Genomic DNA, 22,760 nt, shown 5'->3' on the forward strand with positions numbered 1-22,760 from the left:
CGAACGGCGGGTCGTGAGAGGAGCGACATGAAGAGCAGCGCAAAGGTAAGAGCCCCGCAAGAGGGCCTCGCCAAGTCGGTCGGCAAGACTTCCCCCGCAAAGGCAGCAGCCGCGGTTCCATCCACTTCCGGCCCCGCATTGGATGCACCGGTCAAGGCCAAGGCCCGCCGCTCGCGTGAAGACAAGGACGCCCCGCTGCGCGAGGACATCCGCTTCCTGGGCCGCCTCCTGGGCGACGTGCTGCGCGAGCAGCAAGGCAGCGACGCCTTCGATCTGGTCGAGACCATTCGCCAGAATGCGGTGCGTTTCCACCGCGAAGGTGACCGCAGCGCCGCCCGCGCGCTGGGTACACTGCTCAACGGCCTGACCAACGAGCAAGCCATCGAGGTCGTGCGCGCGTTCAGCTACTTCTCGCACCTGGCCAATATCGCCGAGGACCGCCACCACAACCGCCGCCGTCGCGTGCACGCGCTCGCGGGCAGCCGCGCCCAGCCGGGCAGCCTGCGCGCCGCGCTGCAAAGCCTGAAAGACGCCGGCCGCGCTGATCCCGCCACGCTCCAGGCGTTCTTCGCGAGCGCGCTCATCGTGCCGGTGCTCACCGCCCACCCGACCGAAGTCCAGCGCAAGAGCATTCTCGACGCCGAGCGCGAAATCGCCCGTCTGCTCGCGCATCGCGACGACGCCCTCACCGAGCGCGAATCGTCGCGCAACACCGAATCGATGCGTGCCTACGTCACCACGCTGTGGCAGACGCGCATGCTGCGCAGTTCGCGCCTGACGGTGGCCGACGAAATCGAGAACGCGCTGTCGTATTACCGCAGCACGTTCCTCTCCGAGATTCCCGCCCTGTACGACGACGTGAGCGCCGAGCTGCACGACGCCGTGCCCACCGTGCGGTCCGAAGGCCTCGGCCGCTTCCTGCAAATGGGTAGCTGGATCGGTGGCGATCGCGACGGCAACCCGAACGTCACGGCGCAAACGCTGCAACTTGCCATCACGAGCCAGGCGACCGAGATCTTCGCGCACTACCTCGAGCAGGTGCACTTGCTGGGTGCGGAATTGTCCGTCTCGCAACTGCTCGCCGGCTCCAGCGACGCGCTGCTCACCCTCGCGCGCCGCTCCCCCGACGATTCGCCGCACCGCACCGACGAACCCTATCGACGCGCCCTCATCGGCGTGTACGCACGTCTGTCCGCCACGGCGCGCGAATGGGTCGGCCATGTGCCGCATCGCGGCGCGGTCGGCCGAGCCAGTCCGTATCTCGACGCGAGCGAATTCATCTCAGACCTGAATACGGTGGTCGCGTCACTCATGGCACATCACGGCGGCGCCCTGGTCGCACAGCGCCTCGGGCCACTCGTGCGCGCCGCGGAAGTGTTCGGCTTCCATCTGGCCAGCATCGACCTGCGCCAGAGTTCGGACATTCACGAAGCCGTCATCGCCGAATTGTTCGCCAAGGCAGGTATCGAAGCGAATTACGCGAAGCTCGACGAAGCCCAGAAGCTCGCCCTGCTGCTGCGCGAACTGCGCGAGCCGCGCCCGCTGTTCTCACCCTATCTCGATTACTCGCAGCGCACGCGCGACGAGCTGGCGGTGTTCTCCGCGGCGCGTGACATCCGCGCCCGTTTCGGGCCGCGCGCGGTGCGCAACTACATCATCTCGCATACGGAAACCGTGAGCGACCTGGTGGAAGTCATGCTCTTGCAAAAGGAGACGGGACTCTTCCAGGGCGCACTGGACGGCCCCGGCACGAAGGCCATCGAGCCCAAAGTCGGCGCGATGGTCATCCCGCTGTTCGAGACGATTGCCGACTTGCGCAACGCCCCGGTCATCATGCGCGAGTTCTTCGACATCCCCGGCGTGTCCGAGGTGGTGACGGCGCAAGGCGGCGAGCAGGAAGTCATGCTTGGCTACTCCGACAGCAACAAGGACGGCGGCTTCCTCACGTCGAACTGGGAGCTGTACAAGGCCGAACTCGCGCTGGTGCGCCTGTTCGAGGAGAAAGGCGTTCGCCTGCGCCTGTTCCACGGCCGCGGCGGCACCGTGGGCCGCGGCGGTGGCCCGACTTACCGGGCCATCCTGTCGCAGCCGCCGGGCACGGTCAACGGGCAGATTCGCCTGACCGAACAGGGCGAGATCATCGCGAGCAAGTTCGCCAACCCGGAGATCGGGCGGCGCAACCTGGAAACCATCGTGGCGGCCACGCTCGAAGCCACACTGCTGCCGAGCCGCAACCAGCCGCCGCGTCTGGCCTCGTACGAGCAGGTCATGCAGACGCTCTCCGACTCGGCCTTCGCCGCGTATCGCGATCTCGTCTACGAGACGCCGGGCTTCACCGACTACTTCTTCGCGGCCACCCCGATCGCGGAAATCGCCGAGCTGAACATTGGGTCGCGCCCGGCATCGCGCAAATTCTCGGATCCGAAGCACCGTCGCATCGAAGATCTGCGGGCGATTCCGTGGGGCTTCTCGTGGGGGCAATGCCGTCTGCTCATCACGGGCTGGTACGGCTTCGGGAGCGCAGTGCAAGCGTTTCTCGATGCGGGACACGACGAAGGCGGGAAGACGCGGAAAGCCGACACCGACGGTCGCGAGAAACGCCTCGATACGTTGCGCCAGATGGTCAAGCGCTGGCCGTTCTTCGCAACGTTGCTCTCGAACATGGACATGGTGCTCGCCAAGACCGACCTGGCCGTGGCGTCGCGTTATGCCGAACTGGTACCGGACGAAAAACTGCGCAAACGCGTTTTCAATCGCATCGTCGCCGAGTGGCAAAGCACATCGCAGGCGCTCGCACTCATCACCGGTCACGACGAGCGGCTGGCGGACAACCCGTTGCTCGCCCGGTCGATCAAGAACCGCTTCCCCTACCTCGATCCGCTCAATCACTTGCAGGTCGAGTTGTTGCGCCGGCATCGTGCAGGTGAGTCGGACGAGCGCGCACGACGTGGCATCCACCTGTCCATCAACGGCATTGCCGCCGGTCTGCGCAACACGGGCTGACCCCACGCCGGCTCCGCAGCACGCGGGGCCGGCGCACGAGGCCGACGGGCCGGCAACGGCGCGTCGGCCCAACGACGCACGGCTTGAGAATCTCCCCAACGACAGTCGACCGATAGCGCGGTATATTTCGGGAATTCGATCCGATGGCTGCCGGGGGGCCCATCCGTCATGCAATCCGATTCCAACGCATTATTCGCGCGCGGTACCCGCTTACGACGGGTCGCCACGGGCCTCACGGCCACCGCGCTTGGCCTGATTTGCGCAGGCGCGCAGGCGAGCCCCGCCGCCCAAACGTCGGGATACGACGCCAACGCCGGCCTTTCCTCATCAGCACCCTCGTCAGCGACCCACACGCTCGCCCCCGCCGCACCGCACGGCGTGCGCGGTCTGGCCGTGCGCCTCGTCTCGCAAACGCTGGCGACGACGCCCCGCAACGCCGCCGACGCCCCGCACCCACCCAAGCCGCCGGCGGTCGTCGATCCGGTGCTCGACCCGCTGATGCGCGGCATTCTGGAGCGGCTGGCGATCAGCGAAGCGGTCGCGCGGACCAAATACTCGTCAGGCAAGCCCGTGCAGGACACGCCGCGCGAGCAGGCGTTGCTTGACAGCATGGGCGACCGGGCCGCGCAGTACGGCCTGACGCCCGCGCAGGCGCGCACGTTCTTCCGTCTGCAGATCGAGGCAGGCAAGCTGGTGCAGACGGCCTTGCTGGCCCGCTGGAAGCGCGAAGGCGGCGCCCCGGGGGAGCCGGTCGATCTGGCCACGCGTCTGCGCCCGGCGCTCGACCGGCTCGGCGCCTCGCTCATGCACGATCTCGGACGCCTGTGCGCGTTGCCTGACGGTCCGTTACGCATGGCGCGCATCCATCAGGCCCGCGAGCGTATCGCCAAGGCAGCGAAGCTTGAAGCGCTGCAACGTGCGGCGTTCGACGAGGCGACCTCGGGCCTGTGCCTGTCGGCGCCGCCCCGCATCTGGACGCTGTCGGTGCGGCGCTGAGCGAAGCCTCCCGCTGCGGTCGCCGGTCGAGTCGATGGGCAGACGCCGGGGTTGTATAATTGCGGTTTTCCGTGCTCCGCCACGGTCCGCTTCCATCAGCCCCGATGGGCTTCGATCAGCCAAGCTACGACAATGACCTCCCAACTCCACAAGAAAGGCGAAGCCTGGTCGGCCCGCTTTTCCGAACCCGTTTCCGAACTCGTCAAGCGCTACACGGCGTCGGTCTTCTTCGACAAGCGCCTCGCCCTGTTCGACATTGAAGGGTCGCTCGCCCATGCCGACATGCTGGCAGCGCAAGGCATCATCGGTGCCCAGGATCTGGCCGACATCCAGCGTGGCATGACGCAGATTCGCGGCGAGATCGAGCGTGGCGAGTTCGAGTGGCAATTGGACCTCGAAGACGTTCACCTGAACATCGAAGCGCGTCTGACCGCCCTCATCGGCGATGCGGGCAAGCGTCTGCATACCGGCCGCTCGCGTAACGATCAGGTCGCGACCGACATCCGGCTGTGGCTGCGCAGCGAAATCGATCGCATCGGCGATCACCTCGGCGACCTGCGCCGTGCGCTGCTGGACCTGGCCGATCAGCATAGCGCCACGATCCTGCCGGGCTTCACTCACTTGCAAGTCGCGCAGCCGGTCACGTTCGGTCACCACCTGCTGGCTTACTTCGAGATGTTCAGCCGCGACGCCGAGCGCATGCACGACCTGCGCCGCCGCGTGAACCGTCTGCCGCTGGGCGCCGCAGCGCTTGCCGGCACGAGCTATCCGATCGACCGTGAACGTGTCGCGGCGACGCTTGGCTTCGAAGACGTCTGCGCGAATTCGCTCGACGCCGTCTCGGATCGCGACTTCGCCATCGAATTCACGGCCGCCGCAGCGCTCGTGATGACGCACGTCTCGCGCTTCTCGGAAGAACTGGTGCTGTGGATGAGCCCGCGCGTGGGCTTCATCGACCTGGCCGACCGCTTCTGTACCGGCAGCTCGATCATGCCGCAGAAGAAGAACCCGGACGTGCCCGAACTCGCGCGCGGCAAGACCGGTCGCGTCAACGGCCACCTGATCGCGCTGCTCACGCTGATGAAGGGCCAGCCGCTGGCGTACAACAAAGACAACCAGGAAGACAAGGAACCGCTGTTCGACACGGTCGACACCGTGATCGACACGCTGCGCATCTTCGCGGACATGGTGCCGGGCATCAAGGTGCGAGAAGCCAACATGCGCAACGCCGCGCTGCAAGGCTTCTCGACGGCCACCGATCTGGCCGACTACCTCGTCAAGAAGGGCCTGCCGTTCCGCGACGCCCACGAGATCGTGGCGCATGCCGTGAAGATCTGCTCGGATCGCGACATCGATCTGGCCGACCTCTCGCTCGCCGAGTTGCAGAAGTTCTCGGCGCTGGTCGGTGAGGACGTCTTCGATTACCTCACACTCGAGGGCTCGGTCGCCAGCCGCAACCACATCGGCGGCACCGCGCCCGCCCAGGTGCAACGCGCCATCGCGGCCGCCCGCGCAAAGCTCGCCAAGTAAGGCCGCCTGGCCGGATCATTGGCCAGGTGATTCGGCGTCGCCAGCGCCAACGAAAATGCCACCCGTCCGGATGGCATTTTTCATGGGTGCGAGACGGATCCCGCGCAGGATCATGCGCGGGGTCGATCGCCGCGCATCAAAACAGCGGCAGCGACAGGAACCCCTTGATGATGAGCGCGTTGAGGATGTCGATGAAGAACGCCCCCACCATCGGCACGATCAGGAACGCGATGTGCGACGGACCGAAACGCTCGGTGACCGCCTGCATGTTGGCGATGGCCGTCGGCGTCGCCCCCAACCCGAAACCGCAGTGGCCCGCCGCGAGCACGGCCGCATCGTAGTTGCGCCCCATGACGCGGAACGTGACGAAGATTGCATAGGCGGCCATCGACACCGCCTGCACGACGAGAATCACGATCATCGGCAACGCCAGTGTCGAGAGATCCCACAGGCGCAGGGTCATGAGCGCCATCGCCAGAAAGAGCGACAGACTCACGTTGCCAAGCACCGACAGCGAGCGCTCGAACACCTCGTAGCCCACGAGCGACAGCAAGTTACGAACGACGACACCCGTAAACAGCACACACACGAACGTCGGCAATTCGAACGCCGTGCCTGCCAGCCAACGCGCGACGACCTCGCCGCCCAGCAAGCAGATCGCGATCATCGCCACCGTTTCGATGAGCGCCTGCGCGGTGATCAATCGCACCGTATGCGGCTGCTCAAAGCCCTCCGGCGTGGCCTGCTTCGATGCCTCTGCGCCCGGCACGTTGCCGCCCAGACGCCCCACCAGGTAACGCGCGACCGGCCCGCCGAGCAGACCGCCAATCACCAGCCCGAAGGTGGCGCAAGCCATCGCGATTTCCAGCGCCGACTGCACGCCGTAGCGCGAGGTCAGCATGTCACCCCACGCTGCGCCCGTGCCATGTCCGCCCGCCAGGGTAATCGACCCGCCCAGCAGGCCGATGCCCGGCGCCAACCCCATCACCGAGGCAAGCCCCACGCCGATCGCGTTCTGCATGATCAGCATGCCAGCCACCACACCAACGAACAAGACGAGACGGCGCCCGCCCGCCTTCAGGCTGGCCAGGTTGGCCGACAGCCCGATCGTCGCGAAAAAAGCGAGCATGAGCGGCGTTTGCAGCGACGTGTCGAACTTCAGCTCAACCTGCCCAAACTGACGCAGCGCCAACGCGCCCAGCGCCACCAGCAATCCAGCCGCCACGGGTTCAGGAATGCTGTACGTGCGTAGCGGCGCAATCCATTCGACCAGCTTGCGCCCCAGCAACAACACCACCGTGGCACAGACAAGCGTGCCGTAGTTGCTGAACACCAGTTGTCCGATTTCCATGAACTCTCCCGCTCGAAAAAAGTGCGTCGAGTGTAGCAACCGAATCGGCACGAATTAGCGGGTAATCGCCCAAATTGTTGCAGTTCGAGCCAAACCACAAAACGCGCCGAGCCCACACTGCCGCGCCGATCCTCCGGCATCTGCCGCCATTTCACAACCAATTTCGCGAGTTCGGCGACGCGTCCCCACCAATCGACGCTCGCCAACGCCAGATACGTGGAATGCGGTCGCCGGGAACGGGCGTATAAGGCGCGCCGCCACGCGTTTGGCATTGCCATGCCGATACGCCGAATATGCCGAATATGCCGAGCACGCCAGGAACCCCGAGGCAAAAAAAACGGCCCCATGCTTTCGCACGGGGCCGGACGTCGCCTCAGGCGCGGTCGCTTATTGGCGCACGCAATCCACGAAATACTCCGGGCGTCCGTCCACATCCTCGACAACCAGACCGTGGATATCGGTGTGGAAGCCCGGGAAGCGATCGTTGAAGTCGCGCGCGAACCGCAGATATTCGATGATCGCGGCGTTGAAGCGCTCACCAGGAATCAGCAGGGGAATGCCCGGCGGGTACGGCGTGAGCAACACGCTCGTCACGCGGCCCTCGAGTTCGTCGATCGGCACCCGGTCGATCTGACGGTGCGCGAGCTTCGAGAACGCGTCGGTCGGCTTCATCGCGGGCTGCATGTCCGAGAGGTACATCTCGGTCGTCACGCGTGCGACGTCGTTCGCCTTGTACACGCTGTGGATCTGATCGCACAGATCGCGCAGGCCGATGCGCTCGTAGCGCGGGAACTTCGCCACGAACTCGGGCAGCACGCGCCACAGCGGGCGGTTGTGATCGTAATCGTCCTTGAACTGCTGCAGCTCGGTCACCATCGAGTTCCAGCGGCCCTTGGTGATGCCGATGGTAAACATGATGAAGAACGAATACAGGCCCGTTTTCTCGACGATGATGCCGTGTTCGGCCAGGTACTTGGTGACGATGGCGGCGGGAATACCGCTCTCGCCGAACTCGCCGCCCACATCCAGCCCCGGCGTGATGATCGTCGCCTTGATCGGGTCGAGCATGTTGAAGCCATCGGCCAGATCGCCGAAGCCGTGCCAGCGCTCGTTCGCGCGCAGCACCCAGTCTTCACGCTGAATCGTGCCCTCGTCGCCCAGATGTTCCGGGCCCCAGACCGAGAACCACCACGAATCGCCATACTCGGCCGCCACCTTGCGCATGGCGCGGCGGAAGTCCAGCGCCTCGACGATCGACTCCTCCACCAGCGCCGTGCCGCCCGGCGGCTCCATCATGGCGGCCGCCACGTCGCACGAGGCAATGATCGCGTACTGCGGCGAGGTCGACGTGTGCATCAGGTACGCCTCGTTGAAGCGATAGGTGTCGAACGTGCGCGCTTCCGAATCCTGCACCACGATTTGCGAGGCCTGCGAAATGCCGGCAAGCAGCTTGTGCGTGGAGTGCGTGGCGTAGACCGTCGCCTCCGACGAGCGCGGACGCCCTTCGCCAATGGCGTGCATGTCGCGGTAGAACTCGTGGAACGCCGCGTGCGGCAGCCAGGCTTCATCGAAGTGCAGCGTGTCGATGTTGTTGCCCAGCAGTTCCTTGATCATCTCGACGTTGTAGATCACGCCGTCGTAGGTGCTCTGCGTAATCGTCAGAATGCGTGGCTTGGCGTCCGGATCGCGTTCGAGCACTTCGCGGGCGAACGGGTTCGCTTCGATCTTGGCGCGGATGACTTCCGGCTCGAATTCCGACTTCGGAATCGGGCCGATGATGCCAAGATGGTTGCGTGTCGGCGTGAGAAACACCGGCACGGCGCCCGTCATCGTGATCGCGTGCAGGATCGACTTGTGGCAGTTGCGGTCGACCACGACGATGTCGCCCGGCGCCACGGTGGCGTGCCACACGATCTTGTTCGAGGTCGATGTACCGTTCGTCACGAAGAACAGGTGATCGGCGTTGAAGATGCGTGCGGCATTGCGCTCCGACGCGCCTACCGGGCCGTTGTGGTCGAGCAATTGCCCCAGTTCTTCCACGGCGTTGCACACGTCCGCACGCAGCATGTTCTCGCCGAAGAACTGGTGGAACATCTGGCCCACCGGGCTCTTGAGGAACGCCACGCCGCCCGAGTGGCCCGGGCAATGCCACGAGTACGAACCGTCGGCCGCATAGTGCGTGAGCGAACGGAAGAACGGCGGCGGCAGCGAGTCGAGGTACGACCTGGCTTCACGGATGATGTGACGCGCCACGAACTCCGGCGTGTCTTCGAACATGTGAATAAAGCCGTGCAGCTCGCGCAGGATGTCGTTCGGGATGTGGCGCGACGTGCGCGTCTCGCCATACAGGAAAATCGGAATGTCCGGGTTGCGACGACGCACTTCCTGCACGAACGCGCGCAGGTTGATGATGGCCAGCGCCAGTTCGCCCTCGCCTTCGCCGCCCGCTTCGCTCGAGAACGTGCCGAACTCGTCGTCGTCGATGGACAGGATGAAACTCGATGCGCGGCTTGCCTGTTGCGCGAACGAGGTCAGGTCACCATAGCTCGTGAGACCGTTGACTTCCATGCCCTCGGCTTCAATGGCCTCCGCCAAGGAGCGAATCCCGGATCCCGAGATGTTTTCGGAGCGGAAGTCCTCGTCGATGATGACGATCGGAAAACGGAATTTCATTGGCGTTCCTTCGACAAAAGAACGAGCCACGGTCCGAGATGGCCGTGGCTCTTGGGCAGTGCGTTGTTGCGGGGGCTCACCGGTGGCGAGTGGAGCCTGCGCAGGCTAGGTTTTCGGCAGCGTGACGCCACGCTGTCCCTGGTACTTCCCGCCGCGGTCCTTGTACGAGGTCTCGCAGACTTCGTCGGATTCGAAGAACAGCACCTGCGCCACACCCTCGTTGGCGTAGATCTTGGCCGGCAGCGGCGTGGTGTTCGAGAATTCCAGCGTCACGTAGCCCTCCCATTCAGGTTCGAACGGCGTCACGTTCACGATGATGCCGCAGCGGGCATACGTCGACTTGCCCAGGCACACGGTGAGCACATTGCGCGGAATGCGGAAGTACTCGACAGTGCGCGCGAGCGCGAACGAGTTCGGCGGAATGATGCAGACCTCGCCGGAGAAATCGACAAACGATTTTTCGTCGAAGTTCTTCGGATCGACGATCGTCGAATTGATGTTCGTGAAGATCTTGAATTCAGCCGCACAGCGAATATCGTAGCCGTAACTCGACGTGCCATAGCTGACGATCTTCTGCCCGTCCTGGGATTGCCGGACCTGCGACGGCTCGAAGGGCTCGATCATGCCGTGCGCCTCGGCCATACGCCGGATCCATTTGTCGGACTTGATACTCATGTGTGGGCCTGAATGGGCGTAGTACGTGAAAAATTGGGCGTATTTTACGCGATTGTTGCGGTGCGGTGAGGTTTTCACGCGCACCGCGCCACACGGGGCCGCGCGGGGCCCTGCGCGCCGTCCTTACGTGTTCTGGACGACGATCGACGGAAACTTGCTTGTCATGTCCTTCTGACGCGCCGCGATCTTCACCGCCATCTTGCGGGCAATGGCCTTGTAGAGCGCTGCCACCCGGCCGGCCGGGTCGCCCACCACGCTCGGCATGCCGGCATCCGCATGCACACGGATGCTCATCTCCAGCGGCAGCTTGCCCAGCAGCTCGACGTCGAAATCGTGGCTCATGCGCTCGCCGCCGCCCACGCCGAAGATCGGCTCTTCATGCCCGCAGTTCGAGCAGATGTGGAGACTCATGTTCTCGATGAGACCGAGGATCGGCACGCCGACCTTCTCGAACATCTTGAGACCCTTGCGGGCATCGAGCAGCGCCAGGTCCTGCGGCGTGGTGACGATGACCGCGCCCGTGACCGGCACCTTCTGCGCGAGCGTGAGCTGGATGTCGCCCGTGCCCGGCGGCATGTCGACGATCAGGTAGTCGAGGTCGTGCCAATTCGTCTGGTTGAGCAGTTGCTCGAGCGCCTGCGTGACCATCGGGCCGCGCCAGACCATCGGATTGTCCGGCTCGATCAGGAAGCCGATCGAGCTGGCTTGCAGGCCGTGCGCCGTCATCGGTTCGAGCGTCTTGCCGTCTTTCGATTCGGGCTTGCCGTGAATGCCCAGCAGCGTCGGCAGCGACGGACCGTAGATGTCGGCGTCGAGAATGCCGACGTTAGCCCCCTCGGCCACCAGCGCCAGCGCCAGGTTTACGGCCGTGGTGCTCTTGCCCACGCCGCCCTTGCCCGACGCCACCGCCACGATGTTCTTCACGTTCGGCAGGAGCTTCACCCCGCGCTGCACCGCATGCGCCACGATTTTCTGGCTGATGTCGACGGCGACGCGCTCGACGCCGGGCAGCTTGCCCACGGCGTCGGTGATGCGCGCGCGCATGGCGTCGAACTGGCTCTTCGCGGGATAGCCGAACTCGATCTGGATGCCGACGTGACCATGCTCGGCCACGACCTGCTTCACGTATTTTCCGGCGATCAGGTCGAGCCCCGTGTCGGGATCGACGATGCCACGCAGCACTTCATTGATTTGGGCGACTTCCATATGGGTCTCTCGCTCTGTCGAGGCCCGCCGGGAAAGGCCCGGCAAGCGCTAACAACTTGTAACATCCGTGGCGCACGCTCTCGATTAGCATGCGAGGCGCGCGTGTTTTGGGGAACCCGCCGACGTGGCAATCTGTCCTTGCCTGCGGTTGACACTCAGCGCTATTGTAAAAGACCGTGCGCCAGCGGGTTCAAAACCCCTGCGACGCACGCGTGCTTCGGCGAAGTGCTCACGCGTTGTTTCACGACTGCCAGCTAATCGATAAGGAGCCTCACATGAATAAAAACTCTCTGCGCGCTTGCGCGCTCGTCCTGACCGCTGCTGCCATGCTGGCCGGGTGCCAGACGCAACAGGGCACCAACACGGCGGTTGGCACCGGCGTCGGTGCGGCAGTTGGGGCGGGACTGGGCAACCTCATCGGAGGCAACACGACGGGCACGCTGATCGGTGCTGCCGTGGGTGCGGCCGCTGGCGGCGCGACGGGGTACAACTGGAGCGCCATCAAGAATACTTTGGGCGGCCACACGGCCGGCACGGGCACCACGATCTCCGAGCAGCCGGACGGCTCGCTCAAGGTCGCCGTCCCAAGCGACGTGACGTTCGACACCGGCCGGGCCGACATCAAGCCGAACTTCCGCGCCGTGCTCAACGACGTCGCCGCGTCGCTCAACCAGAATCCCGGGGTTACGGCCAACATCGTGGGCCATACCGACAGCACGGGCGGAGACCGCATCAACATCCCCCTCTCGCAAAACCGCGCATCCAACGTCATCCAGTATCTGAACAGCCGCGGTATTGCGATGAACCGCATGAGCGGCACCGGCGTCGGATCGAGCCAACCGGTCGCCTCGGATGCCACCGCCGCCGGCCGCGCCCAGAACCGCCGTGTCGAAATCCTGCTGCACGCACCGCGCGGCTGATCGTCTCTCGATACCCTGCCCGCCCGTCCTGCGCCGTTCGCGCTTTCCGCGCTTTGGCATTTGACCGCCGGAATGCATGCTCGGCCCGCCGGGCATGCGTTTGCGCGAAGCCTATCCGCAGTATGGTGCGGTGCAGCATCGAAAGTCGGCCCATCCGTTGAACTAAACTCACGTCGCATCGCTCAGACCTTTCGGAAGTGCCTACCGTGGGCGCTTCCATCTCCTCTTTGTTATTGACGTTACGTGTGCCTAGTTAAGCCGGAACCTGGTTCCGGCTTTTTTTTGGTCGCACCGCAGGCGTCATCGCAACGATCGATGATGGCGCCGGCCGGGCCATCTCCCGGCCCGGCCGGATTCACTCGGCGGGTCGCCCGGTTGGGCGTCAATCCGCCCCGCCTGCTAGAATCGTCCTTTCCCGGTTCCCTCAACGCACAGTCGATCCTCATGTCCCGCCGCATTCTTGTCACCTCCGCCCTGCCGTACGCCAATGGCCAGATTCACATCGGCCACCTGGTCGAATACATCCAGACCGACATCTGGGTACGGTTCATGCGGATGCAGGGCCATGAGGTCTACTACGTCGGCGCAGACGACACGCACGGCACGCCCGTCATGCTGCGCGCCGAGAAGGAAGGCCTTACCCCCCGACAATTGATCGAGCGCGTCTGGAAGGAACACAAGCGTGACTTCGACAGCTTCGGCATTTCGTTCGATAACTACTACTCGACCGATTCCGAGGAAAACCGCGAACTGTCCGAAGGCGTCTACCTCGCCCTCAAGGACCAGGGCCTGATCGAAGCCCGCGATATCGAACAGGCGTATGACCCGGTCAAGGAAATGTTCCTGCCGGATCGCTTCATCAAGGGCGAATGTCCGAAATGCGGCGCCAAGGACCAGTACGGCGATTCGTGCGAAGTCTGCGGTTCGACCTACGCGCCAACCGACCTGCTCAACCCGTACTCGGTGGTCTCGGGCGCCACGCCGGTGCGCAAGACGTCGACGCATTACTTCTTCAAGCTCTCGGACAAGCGCTGCGAGCAGTTCCTGCGGCAGTGGGTGGCGGGCCTCGCCCAACCCGAAGCCGCCAACAAAATGAAGGAATGGCTCGGCGAAGACGGCGAATCGACGCTGGCCGACTGGGATATCTCGCGCGACGCCCCGTACTTCGGCTTCGAGATTCCGGGCGCCCCGGGCAAGTATTTCTATGTGTGGCTCGACGCACCGGTCGGCTACTACGCCAGTTTCAAGAACCTGTGTGCGCAACGCGGGATGAACTTCGACGAATGGGTCAAGCCAGGTTCGACGACCGAGCAGTACCACTTCATCGGCAAGGACATCCTGTACTTCCACACACTGTTCTGGCCCGCGATGCTCGAGTTCTCGGGCCATCGCACGCCGACCAACGTGTTCGCCCACGGCTTCCTGACCGTGGACGGCCAGAAGATGTCGAAGTCGCGCGGCACGTTCATCACGGCGCAGAGCTTTATCGACACCGGGCTCAATCCGGAATGGCTGCGTTACTACATCGGCGCCAAGCTCGGCAACACGATGGAAGACCTCGACCTGAACCTCGACGACTTCATCGCGCGCGTGAACAGCGATCTGGTAGGCAAGTACGTGAACATCGCCAGCCGCGCGGCGGGCTTCCTGATCAAGCGCTTTGACGGCCGCGTGTCGCCGCACGCCATGCAGGCGCCGCTGCTCGCGCAGTTGCGCGCCGCCGCCCCGCAGATCGCTGCGCACTACGAAGCGCGCGAGTTCGGCAAGGCGCTGCGTCTGGTGATGGAACAGGCCGATGCCGTGAACGGTTACGTCGACACGGTCAAGCCGTGGGATCTGGCGAAGGATCCGGCGCAGACCGCCGCGCTGCACGAGGCCTGCTCGGTATGCCTTGAGGCATTCCGTCTGCTCACCTTGTACCTCAAGCCGGTGCTGCCCGCGACGGCCGAGGCCGTGGAGCGCTTCCTGAACATCGCCCCGCAAGCGTGGCAGGATGTGAGCCGTCCGCTCACCGCCGACACCGCAATCGCCGCGTACAAGCATTTGATGACGCGCGTCGAAGGCAAGCAGGTCGAAGCCTTGCTCGCCGCCAACCGCGACTCGCTGCAAGCAACCGCACCGGTGGCCGAGGCCGCCACCGCGAAGGGCAAGGACAAGGCCGCCAAGGCATCGGAGAAGGCTGAGAAGTCCGGGACAAGCGCCGACGCCGGTCTCATCAACATCGACGACTTCGCCAAGATCGATTTGCGTATCGCACGCATTGTCGATTGCAAGGCGGTCGACGGGTCGGACAAGCTGCTTCAACTCACGCTCGACGTGGGCGAAGCGCAAACGCGCAACGTCTTCTCCGGGATCAAGTCCGCGTATCCGCAGCCCGAGGCGCTGGTGGGCAAGCTCACGGTGATGGTGGCCAACCTCGCGCCGCGCAAGATGAAGTTCGGCATGTCCGAAGGCATGGTGCTCGCGGCTTCGGCCACCGACGAGAAGGTCGAACCGGGCCTCTACATCCTCGAGCCGCACGACGGCGCGAAGCCGGGCATGCGCGTCAAATAAGGCGCCAACGCCCCCTCGGGAACGCCGGCCGCGTCTCACGACAAGGCGCGCGCGTCCCACCGCAAACACCCCGAATGCCGGTCATCGCGTCCGGCCCGGGGTGTTTTTTCATGCCGGCGCACCCAGTGTCGGCGCTCGAGGGTGACGACCAGAGGCCGGCTGGCTAGCGCAAGTGATCCACGGGTAACGCCGTCGTGAATTTCACGGTTTCCATCGAGAAGCTCGCGCTAATGTCCTGCAGATCCGCCACGCGGATGAGCTTTTTGTAGAAACGGTCGTACGCAGCGATGTCCGGCAGGTACACCTTGAGCAGATAGTCGATCTCGCCGGCCATCCGGTGGATCTCCACGATTTCAGGCAATTCCCGTGCGCCCGCCACGAAGCGGACCATCCAGTCCTCGCTGTGCGTCGCTGCCTTGATGAACACGAACGCCGTGACGCGCAGATCGAGCTGCTGAGGGTCGCACAGCGTGACCTGCCCGGTGATGACGCCGTTTTCGCGCAGACGTTGCACGCGCCGCCAACAGGGCGTCGGCGACAGATGCACCGACTCGGCCAGCTCACCTAACGAGCGCGAGGCATCGGCTTGCAGATTTTCGAGAATTGCGAGATCGGTTTTGTCCACGGGTGCCACCTGGAGGGAAAATTTTTCCAAATCCTACCCGATTCGGCGGTAAGTTTGAAAGCCTTTACCTTTCACTGGCAAGTAAACTTCAGAAACATTCCGAAAACTGGGCGCACCATGAAAATCTTCACTCAACATCCCGCCTCGGTTGGCGAAAATTACCTCCAGCATATGGGATCGGCGATGTCCTTCGCGCTGCCCTTGCTGGTCGCGTGCCTGGCCTGCGTCGTACATGCACTGCTGCCGTTCCTGTTCGAAAAGACGGGAAGCCGAATCATCGTTCGCCTGCACGAACGCATGGTGACGCATCGCGACCGACGCGCCAAACCCGCTACCCAAACCGCGAAGGCGGATGTCCAACAATCGCGGGCGACGCCCTAAGGTCAAGTCAACCACGCCGCGCCACCGGCGTTCGCTGCACGTCCGGTCAGGGACGTTCCGACGCCGGATCCGGCGAACGCGACGTGACCGTCACCCGACCGTCGGGGCCGAAGTGTGCATTGAACATGCCCGGCGTGTTGACGCCGTCTTCCAGCCAGCGCCAGCTCCACACCGTCTCCTGCTTCAATCGGTACGCGGCAATGGTCGTCGGCTTGCCGAGCAGACGCCGCACGTCGTCCTGCGACATGCCCGGCCGCACCTGCGCGAAGTTCTCCGCCGAGAGCGCCTGGATCACGCCGCGCAGCTTTCCATCTGGCGCGATATCGACCATGTAGGTCCGCAGGCCGCCCGGCGCGCGGGGATACTCGAGCCGCCGCGAACCGTCGTCGTTTTCCCAGACGATTTCCGGCTTGCCCATCTGGTCGCGCACTTGCGCCTCGGTCGTCACCCCCGGCGTGAGGTTGCGCAGCAGCATGTCGTCCGGCTTGACGGCATTGAATGTATCGCGCGCTTTTTCGCGCATCTTGTCGATCTGCTGCTGGTCGCAGCCAAACAGACCCAGCAGACTCGCGAACAATCCCATGGCCACTCCCCAACGAAGACCTCGGCGCAGCCCCTGCGCCGAGTGAACAAAACTGCGCGACGTTGTCATCGGTAACGCCTCCTTTTCCCGTTTTTCTGCCGCCCCGCTCTGCTGCCCCCTTCGGTCAGTCGAAGCGACGATTGAACAGCACGTCGAAGCCGGACAGCGAACCGGTGCGCAGCACCAGTTGCCAGCGGCGTGACATCTGCCACGTAATCTTCACGATACTCGCGGCGCTGGTCAGGCTCTGCTCGTATCCCAACGCGAAGTTGTCCGAGATCGCCTTGCCCACCTTCACCACCTGCTCATCGTCCGACAGACCCGAATCGCTGGTGCCGATACTGAACTCGTCGATCCCCAGATCCTTGATGATGCGCCGGCCGCCGGTGGCCCCGAGCAGCGCCGTGGCCGCCCCCGCCATCGCCTGACGCTGGCCAAGGCCCGCGCCATCCGGGCCGTGGCCGAACATCAGCCACGAGAGCTTCTCCTCGTCCGACACGTTCGGCTCCGAGACGAGCGACACGCGCGGTTGGCGCACCGTGCCAGTGACCAGCACGCCGGCGGCAACCTCCTGGTTGCGACGCATCGCCTGAATGTAGATCTCGGGATTGTCCAGCGGACCGACGAAGTTGATTTGGCCGCGCTCGATCGCGAGCTTCCGGTCGAACGCTTCGTACGTGCCCTCCGCCACGGTAATCGTGCCGGTCGCCCGCATCGTCGTGAGCGGATCGCTTTGCAGGCGCACGCTGCCGCGCAACAGCAGGTCAGCACCAGCACCGACGAAACGGAAGTCCCGCCCCAGATTCACTTCCACATCGATGTGCGGCGAGAAGCGGCTGGCCGGCTTCGCGCCGAGGCGGGCGGCTTCCTCCTTCGCATCGAGCGGCCGGGTGCGGGCCTGCGCGCCGCCGCGCACCACCACGACATCGTCGCCGAGCTTCGGCGCACTGGTTGGCGGCAGCGCGAAACGCGCGCGGTCGATCGTGAACTTGCCGGTCACGGCCATGGCATCGCCACTGCCCGTCGCCCTCGCTTCGCCACTGAGCGAGAGTTGCCGGTCAGGCGCGGCGAACAATTGCAACTTGTCTGCCGCAAGCGTGATACCCAGCGTCGGCTCGGGCGTGTCGAGCCGGATGTTGCCCGTCGCCCGCACCGTGCCACCACCGCCGCCCGTCACGACCACGTCGCGCAGCACGATCTCGTTCGGTGTGAGCGCAATACGCACCCGTCCATCCTTGACCCGCACGCCCGTGTCGAACATCTGCACCGACAGATCGTCTGCCGTCAGCTCGCCCGTCGGACGCGGCTTGCCCACCGTGCCCGCCAGCGTCACTTGCAGGTTCGCACGCCCCTTGAAAGCAAATTGCGCCCCGGCCAGACGCTCGAACTTCGAGATATCCGGAATGGCAATGGCGACGCGTCCGGTAAGTGGCGCATTCTCCGGAACCTCGGGAATACCGCCCTGCACATGCAAGCCCGCCCGTACATCGGCGTCGAGCGTGCCGACCAGCGACGAGACGGCGTTGAGCGTCACGTGTGCGGCCTGCCCCGACAGGTCGATGCGTGCGCGCAGCGCCGAGATCCCGAGCGGCACGCGTGCACTGAAGCCGCCCTTCTCCGCGCTCAAGCCGGGCAGCCCCGTGATCGTCACCTTCACGCTTTCGTTCATCCCGCCGCGACGCAACGTGACATCGCCACTGCGACGCACGACTTCGACGAAACCGTCTGCCCGCTGACCGGTACGCACGTCCCATTTGCCGTCGAGCACGAGGTCGCTGGCAACGGACGGCAACTCGCCCGTGAACGCGCGCATCACGCGCAGCACCTGCGCGACGTCGAGCGTATCGATGGTGCCTGCGGTCTTCAGTTGCCCATCGCCGTAGTCGAGGTTCGCCAGCGACACCGCCCCTGCGCCCGTCACGAGTTTGGCCGCGCCGAGATGCACGCGATCGGCACTCACCTGGACCTGCCACGGGGCGGCCAGGTTGAGCTTCGGCACGCCCCGGTTCTCGAGCGTCTGGATCGTGCCGCGCCAGCCCGGCTTGCCGCGCGTGTCGGTCACGGCACCGGCAGCATCGAGACTCATGTCGAGCGGCGCTTCTCGCAGCTTGCCCGCCGCCTTCAGGTGCAATGTGTGCGCGCCGCGTGTGCCCGCCAGGGCGAGCGAAAGCCGGTCAAGCCGCACGATGTCGCTGGTCAGGCCCTGGCCGTCGAGCGTCACGTTCAGCCGGTCGCTCGCCGCGCCCGGCAGGCCGCCGCTGACATCCACCTTGCCGGTCAGATGCTGGAGTTTTTGCGTGCCGAAGACGAGCTTGTCGGCCGCAAGCGTCGCGACCACGACCGGACGCTCGATCGTGCCCGACACCTGCCCGTCGAGTTGCAACCGACCGCCGAGGCCGAAGCCGAGCTTGTCGAGCGACGGCGCATCGACTTTCACCGCCATCCTGTCGCCTGGCGTGCCGAAACTGCCGCGCAATTGCACCCGGTTGCCCGCCACGAGCAGGTTCGCGTCACTGGGCAGCAGGCGCGTGCCCGCCAGCCTCACCGTGCCCGACCCACTCATCGGCAAGTCGGCGTAGATGCCGTCCTGCAACGCGAATTTGAGCGCGAGTCCGAACGCCGGGCGCAGCGCGCCCTGCGCATCGAACTGTCCCGTGATACTCGCCGCAGGCGCCTTTGCACCGCGTCGTTGCGCGCCGTAAAGGTCATACCAGGCGGCGGGATCGAAGCGCGTGAGCTTGACCTGCGCCCGATAGGCGCCCGCATCGCCGCTTTCGAGAACGCCCGTGGCCGCGAGCGAACTGTTGCCGGCCTGCAGCGAGAGCGCATGCACCGTGGTGCCCCCGGCGTCGAGACCGACGTCGGCCAGCACCCGCCGGGCCGCGTCGCGCCAATCGAGAGCAACGCGCTGCCCGGTGCGGTCGAGTTTGACGTCGAGCGGCCCGCCGAGCTTCGTTGCCGGTAGCTTGCCGTACAACGCGCGCAGATCGAGATCGCGCATCGTCAGGGCGAAACCGCCGACGGTCGCCTCGGCATCTGCCGTCGCAGGCGGCGCCGCACGTGCGGCACTTGCTGCATTCGCCGCCGTCGCACCGCTCGCGGCCACCGACGCGGCAACCTTCTCCCGACGCAGCTCGCCGCTGCCGGTGAGCCGGGCGCCGCCCGCGAGCGTTAGCTCGATACCGGTCAGCGCCTGACGCGTCGCATCGAGCAGCACCTGCGTATGCAGGCTTTCGATGGGCAGCCCCCCGGCATCGATGGCGCCCGGCTTGGCATTTGTCACGGATACCGGCCCCAGCACGCTGAATACCTTGGTGCCGGGTGCCGGCCGCAAATCGGCCTGTACCGCGAGATCCGCCTGCGGCGCACCGGGATCGAAATCGTGCGGATTCAGATGATCGACCGACACCTGCGCGCGCGAGAGCGGCACGGCACTGAACGGCGACGCCGCAATGTGCGCCGTGCCGTTCAGCGTTTTGCCGCTCGCGGTCACATCGACGACCAACGCGTCGAGCGAGCCGGACAACTCGGCCTGCAGGGTCACAGGAATATCGCCGGCCTTCGCCTGCAAGCCAACATTGCCGCCCAGCGCGAACGGACGCCGGCCACTAATTTGCAGCGTGGCCTGCACCTCGCCGTAGGGGGTACCCAGGTGCTCGACCTGAATCGTGTGTTGCGTGCCGTCGCTGCGCGCAGCGATGCGAACATCCTCGAGCACCAGCGCGGGCGAATGCAGCGTGAGCTTCGCCACGCGTACATCGTTCAGCGTAAGGCCGAGCGGCAGACGCAGGCTCGACGGCATCGTCGTGGGCGTGGTGGACGGTGGCGACGGCGCGAACGCCATCTCCACCTCCCCCGCATGCAACGTGTCGACGGTGAAATGCAGCGGACGCAAGCGCAAGTCCCAACGGCTCTCGAGTCGACTCACGGTGATGCGCGTCGCACCGTCGAGATAGCGCACGTCGCTCACGGTGAAGCCATGCGCGAAGCTGCCGCTGCGCCATTCGCCCGAGAGCTTGCCGCCGAGGGTCGACACCGCCGTCTGCCAGAGCCAGCGGCTGCCGCGCTCGCTCGACATCGCCCAGAGCAGCGCGCCGATCGCCAACACGACGATGAGCAGGACGGCAAGCAGGCCCCCCGCCAGCGGACGCCTCCATCGCCGGCGATACGCAGGCGGCGGCTCGGGAGGAGGCGGCGGCGGCGCGGCGGTATCGAGCGGCATCGTCATCAGAACGCCACCCCCAGCGAAATGGCCGGGCGGAACTGCCTGCCGCGCACGCCATAGCCCAGATCGAGGTTCACCGGTCCGACCGGACTGCGCCAGCGCACACCGACGCCCACGCCGTGGTAAAGCGGCGTGGGATGGCGATAGTCGTCGGTGGCCGTGCCGACGTCCCAGAACACCGCCCCGCCCCAGTCGCGCGTGACCCAGCGTTGATACTCGAGGCTTGCCGTGCCTAGGAACTTCGTCGGGAACGTGGTGCCGTTCTGCTGGCGGCCAATGCTCTGATACGTATATCCGCGAATCGACGACGTGCCGCCCGCAAAAAACAGCAGCGACGACGGAATCCGGTTGCTGCTGCCGTTCGTGAGCACCGCGCCAAGTTCCAGGCGCGCGATCACGATGTCGCGCTGCCCGACGGGAAAGTACTGACGGATACGGCCATAGAGACGCGCAAAACTCTGATCGGTGAGCAGGGGCTTCGCCGCGACGCCGATCTGCGTGTTGATGATGTTGCCCTTGCGCGGAAAGATCAGGTCGTCGACGTCACGACGGTTCCACGACAGCGCCGGCACGAGCGCCTTGTTGAGGAAGGGCTGACCGCCGTCGGGACGCTCGTCCGCACGATAGAAGTCGAGGGTATAGGCCCAGTCGTAGCGATCGCGCGAGCGGGCGCGCTTGACACCGATCTGGGTCGAGCGCTGATCGAGGCCGTTCAGATAGGTGCGCTCGAACGCGCCGCGCAGGCTGTTGGTGTACGCGCTGGTGTCCGGCGGCATGGCGATCTCGGCATAACCGCCCTGCCGATACTGCTCCAGACGCGCCTGCGTATCGAACGTCCACGCGCGGCCGAACAGGTTGTAGTACGAATAACGTCCGTTGACGCTCGCGCCGGTATCCGTCGTATAGCCGACCCCGCTGCGCACGCGCTGCGTGGGGAATTCGCGCACCTTGACTTCGACCGGTGCATTGTCGGCCCGCGCCGGGTCTTCCGTCACCGAGATGATGACGTTCGAGAAATACGGCGTGGCCTGGATCTGGCGCTGCAACTCCCGCAGGCGCTCGGCGTCGAACGGTTCGCCCACGGACAACGGATTGACGTTGCGGATGATCTGGGCCGGATAGCGCCGCGTGCCGGAGATGACGAGCGGACCGAGGGTGAACGGCGGACCGCTCTCGTACGACGCGGCGAGCGAGGCAATATCGTTGTCCGCATCGACCACGGCACGTGCGAAGGTCATTTTCGCCGCGTGATAGCGCTTCTGTCCCAGTTGAAACAGCGTGTCGTCCTTCGCCTTGTCCCAGTCGGCCTGTCGGAACGGGGCACCCACCGGCAACGCCCAGGCGTTGCGCAACTGCGTCACACGCTGTGGATCCTGATCGAGCACCGGGCCGGTGAAGGTCAGATCGACGTTCCTGATATGCGTGCGCGGACCGGACGCCACCACGACGTGAACGTCGTGCGTCCCGTTGATGGTGGCCACGTCCACGTGCGTGACGGGCGAGAAATAACCTTCCGTCGACGTAAGTTCCTGCACCTGCTCGCCCACGGTTGCAATCAGGTGCTCGAACTGGGCGTCGCCAATGTCGTCGCGCGCAGCGTAGCGCACGAGATCGAGATTGTCGTTGAGCAGCTTGGCCAGGCCGTTGGGCGCGTCGACACGAACGCGATAGTCGGCTTGCGCCGCCGCTGGCAGCCCTGCGCCACAGGTCAACGCGGCCAGCGTTACCAGCACGGCCGGCAACGTGCGCGAAGGGGGCACGCCGAGGCGACGGCAAACGTCGTAACCGGGTGGGATCTGCGAGACGGTCAAAACCTTCCTTGGAATCTTCAATGTTGCCGCCGGTCGTCCGGCGTGCGCTCAACGGCGCCCAATCGCGCCTTGTGTGCAAGCATGGCACATCATTTGCGCGTGCGATGCATAGGTGAGTCGTATTTGACCATATCCCATCCCCCCGTTCACCGGCTCGACCCAAAACAGCCAAAAGGGTGGATCGAGACGGGTTTGCGGTAGAATCTGCGTCGATTGGCGCCGTCCCGA

Annotated in this window: 14 protein-coding genes; 6 read left to right on the forward strand and 8 right to left on the reverse strand. The window is 65.1% G+C overall.

Going from position 1 to position 22,760, the window contains the following annotated elements; translation table 11 throughout:
* The first annotated feature begins 27 nt into the window (after nucleotides 1-27).
* The 3 genes from ppc to argH all read left to right on the forward strand — a co-directional run bounded on the left by ppc (nucleotide 28) and on the right by argH (nucleotide 5,529).
* Complete coding sequence (gene ppc / locus PTE31013_RS23470) at nucleotides 28-3,003, forward strand: phosphoenolpyruvate carboxylase (RefSeq protein WP_174978701.1); 2,976 nt, start codon at nucleotides 28-30, stop codon at nucleotides 3,001-3,003.
* Between the two features lie 168 nt (nucleotides 3,004-3,171).
* Nucleotides 3,172-3,999: a gamma subclass chorismate mutase AroQ gene (gene aroQ / locus PTE31013_RS23475; RefSeq protein ID WP_150615053.1), complete on the forward strand. Its 828-nt coding sequence runs from the start codon at nucleotides 3,172-3,174 to the stop codon at nucleotides 3,997-3,999.
* Nucleotides 4,000-4,131: 132 nt separating this feature from the next.
* Nucleotides 4,132-5,529 carry an argininosuccinate lyase gene (argH, locus tag PTE31013_RS23480; protein ID WP_150615054.1) on the forward strand — a complete coding sequence of 466 codons (1,398 nt, stop codon included), beginning with the start codon at nucleotides 4,132-4,134 and terminating at the stop codon, nucleotides 5,527-5,529.
* Between the two features lie 136 nt (nucleotides 5,530-5,665).
* Here the strand turns inward: argH and gltS are convergent, their stop codons facing one another.
* From gltS to apbC, 4 genes are all read right to left on the reverse strand, one after another.
* Entirely contained in the window at nucleotides 5,666-6,880 is a 1,215-nt protein-coding gene (gltS, locus tag PTE31013_RS23485; RefSeq protein ID WP_150615055.1) for a sodium/glutamate symporter, read from the reverse strand.
* A gap of 387 nt (nucleotides 6,881-7,267) precedes the next feature.
* The gene (locus PTE31013_RS23490) at nucleotides 7,268-9,553 is read right to left on the reverse strand and encodes an arginine/lysine/ornithine decarboxylase (RefSeq protein ID WP_150615056.1); all 2,286 of its coding nucleotides are present in this window, start codon (nucleotides 9,551-9,553) and stop codon (nucleotides 7,268-7,270) included.
* A gap of 105 nt (nucleotides 9,554-9,658) precedes the next feature.
* Entirely contained in the window at nucleotides 9,659-10,228 is a 570-nt protein-coding gene (gene dcd, locus PTE31013_RS23495) for a dCTP deaminase (RefSeq protein ID WP_150615057.1), read from the reverse strand.
* A gap of 123 nt (nucleotides 10,229-10,351) precedes the next feature.
* Nucleotides 10,352-11,479: an iron-sulfur cluster carrier protein ApbC gene (gene apbC, locus PTE31013_RS23500; RefSeq protein WP_425495593.1), complete on the reverse strand. Its 1,128-nt coding sequence runs from the start codon at nucleotides 11,477-11,479 to the stop codon at nucleotides 10,352-10,354.
* A gap of 230 nt (nucleotides 11,480-11,709) precedes the next feature.
* Between apbC and PTE31013_RS23505 the strand changes: the two genes are divergently transcribed.
* Entirely contained in the window at nucleotides 11,710-12,354 is a 645-nt protein-coding gene (locus PTE31013_RS23505) for a YiaD family glycine zipper/OmpA-like lipoprotein (RefSeq protein WP_150615059.1), read from the forward strand.
* A gap of 444 nt (nucleotides 12,355-12,798) precedes the next feature.
* Complete coding sequence (metG, locus tag PTE31013_RS23510) at nucleotides 12,799-14,907, forward strand: methionine--tRNA ligase (RefSeq protein ID WP_150615060.1); 2,109 nt, start codon at nucleotides 12,799-12,801, stop codon at nucleotides 14,905-14,907.
* Nucleotides 14,908-15,070: 163 nt separating this feature from the next.
* Here metG and PTE31013_RS23515 read toward each other — a convergent pair whose 3' ends face one another.
* Nucleotides 15,071-15,532: an Lrp/AsnC family transcriptional regulator gene (locus tag PTE31013_RS23515; protein ID WP_174978702.1), complete on the reverse strand. Its 462-nt coding sequence runs from the start codon at nucleotides 15,530-15,532 to the stop codon at nucleotides 15,071-15,073.
* Nucleotides 15,533-15,586: 54 nt separating this feature from the next.
* Between PTE31013_RS23515 and PTE31013_RS23520 the strand changes: the two genes are divergently transcribed.
* Nucleotides 15,587-15,913 carry a DUF6356 family protein gene (locus tag PTE31013_RS23520; RefSeq protein WP_246174885.1) on the forward strand — a complete coding sequence of 109 codons (327 nt, stop codon included), beginning with the start codon at nucleotides 15,587-15,589 and terminating at the stop codon, nucleotides 15,911-15,913.
* A gap of 46 nt (nucleotides 15,914-15,959) precedes the next feature.
* Here PTE31013_RS23520 and bamE read toward each other — a convergent pair whose 3' ends face one another.
* The 3 genes from bamE to PTE31013_RS23535 all read right to left on the reverse strand — a co-directional run bounded on the left by bamE (nucleotide 15,960) and on the right by PTE31013_RS23535 (nucleotide 22,454).
* Nucleotides 15,960-16,496 (reverse strand): outer membrane protein assembly factor BamE domain-containing protein, encoded by a 537-nt coding sequence (bamE, locus tag PTE31013_RS23525; RefSeq protein ID WP_150615062.1) that lies wholly within the window; start codon nucleotides 16,494-16,496, stop codon nucleotides 15,960-15,962.
* Between the two features lie 124 nt (nucleotides 16,497-16,620).
* Nucleotides 16,621-20,724, reverse strand: a complete 4,104-nt coding sequence (locus tag PTE31013_RS23530; RefSeq protein WP_150615063.1) for a translocation/assembly module TamB domain-containing protein — start codon at nucleotides 20,722-20,724, stop codon at nucleotides 16,621-16,623.
* Nucleotides 20,724-22,454: an autotransporter assembly complex protein TamA gene (locus PTE31013_RS23535; protein ID WP_150615091.1), complete on the reverse strand. Its 1,731-nt coding sequence runs from the start codon at nucleotides 22,452-22,454 to the stop codon at nucleotides 20,724-20,726. The genes PTE31013_RS23530 and PTE31013_RS23535 overlap by 1 nt, the downstream gene beginning before the upstream one ends.
* Nucleotides 22,455-22,760 lie beyond the last annotated feature (306 nt).

It is taken from the genome of Pandoraea terrigena (genome assembly GCF_902459705.1).
Lineage (GTDB): Bacteria > Pseudomonadota > Gammaproteobacteria > Burkholderiales > Burkholderiaceae > Pandoraea > Pandoraea terrigena.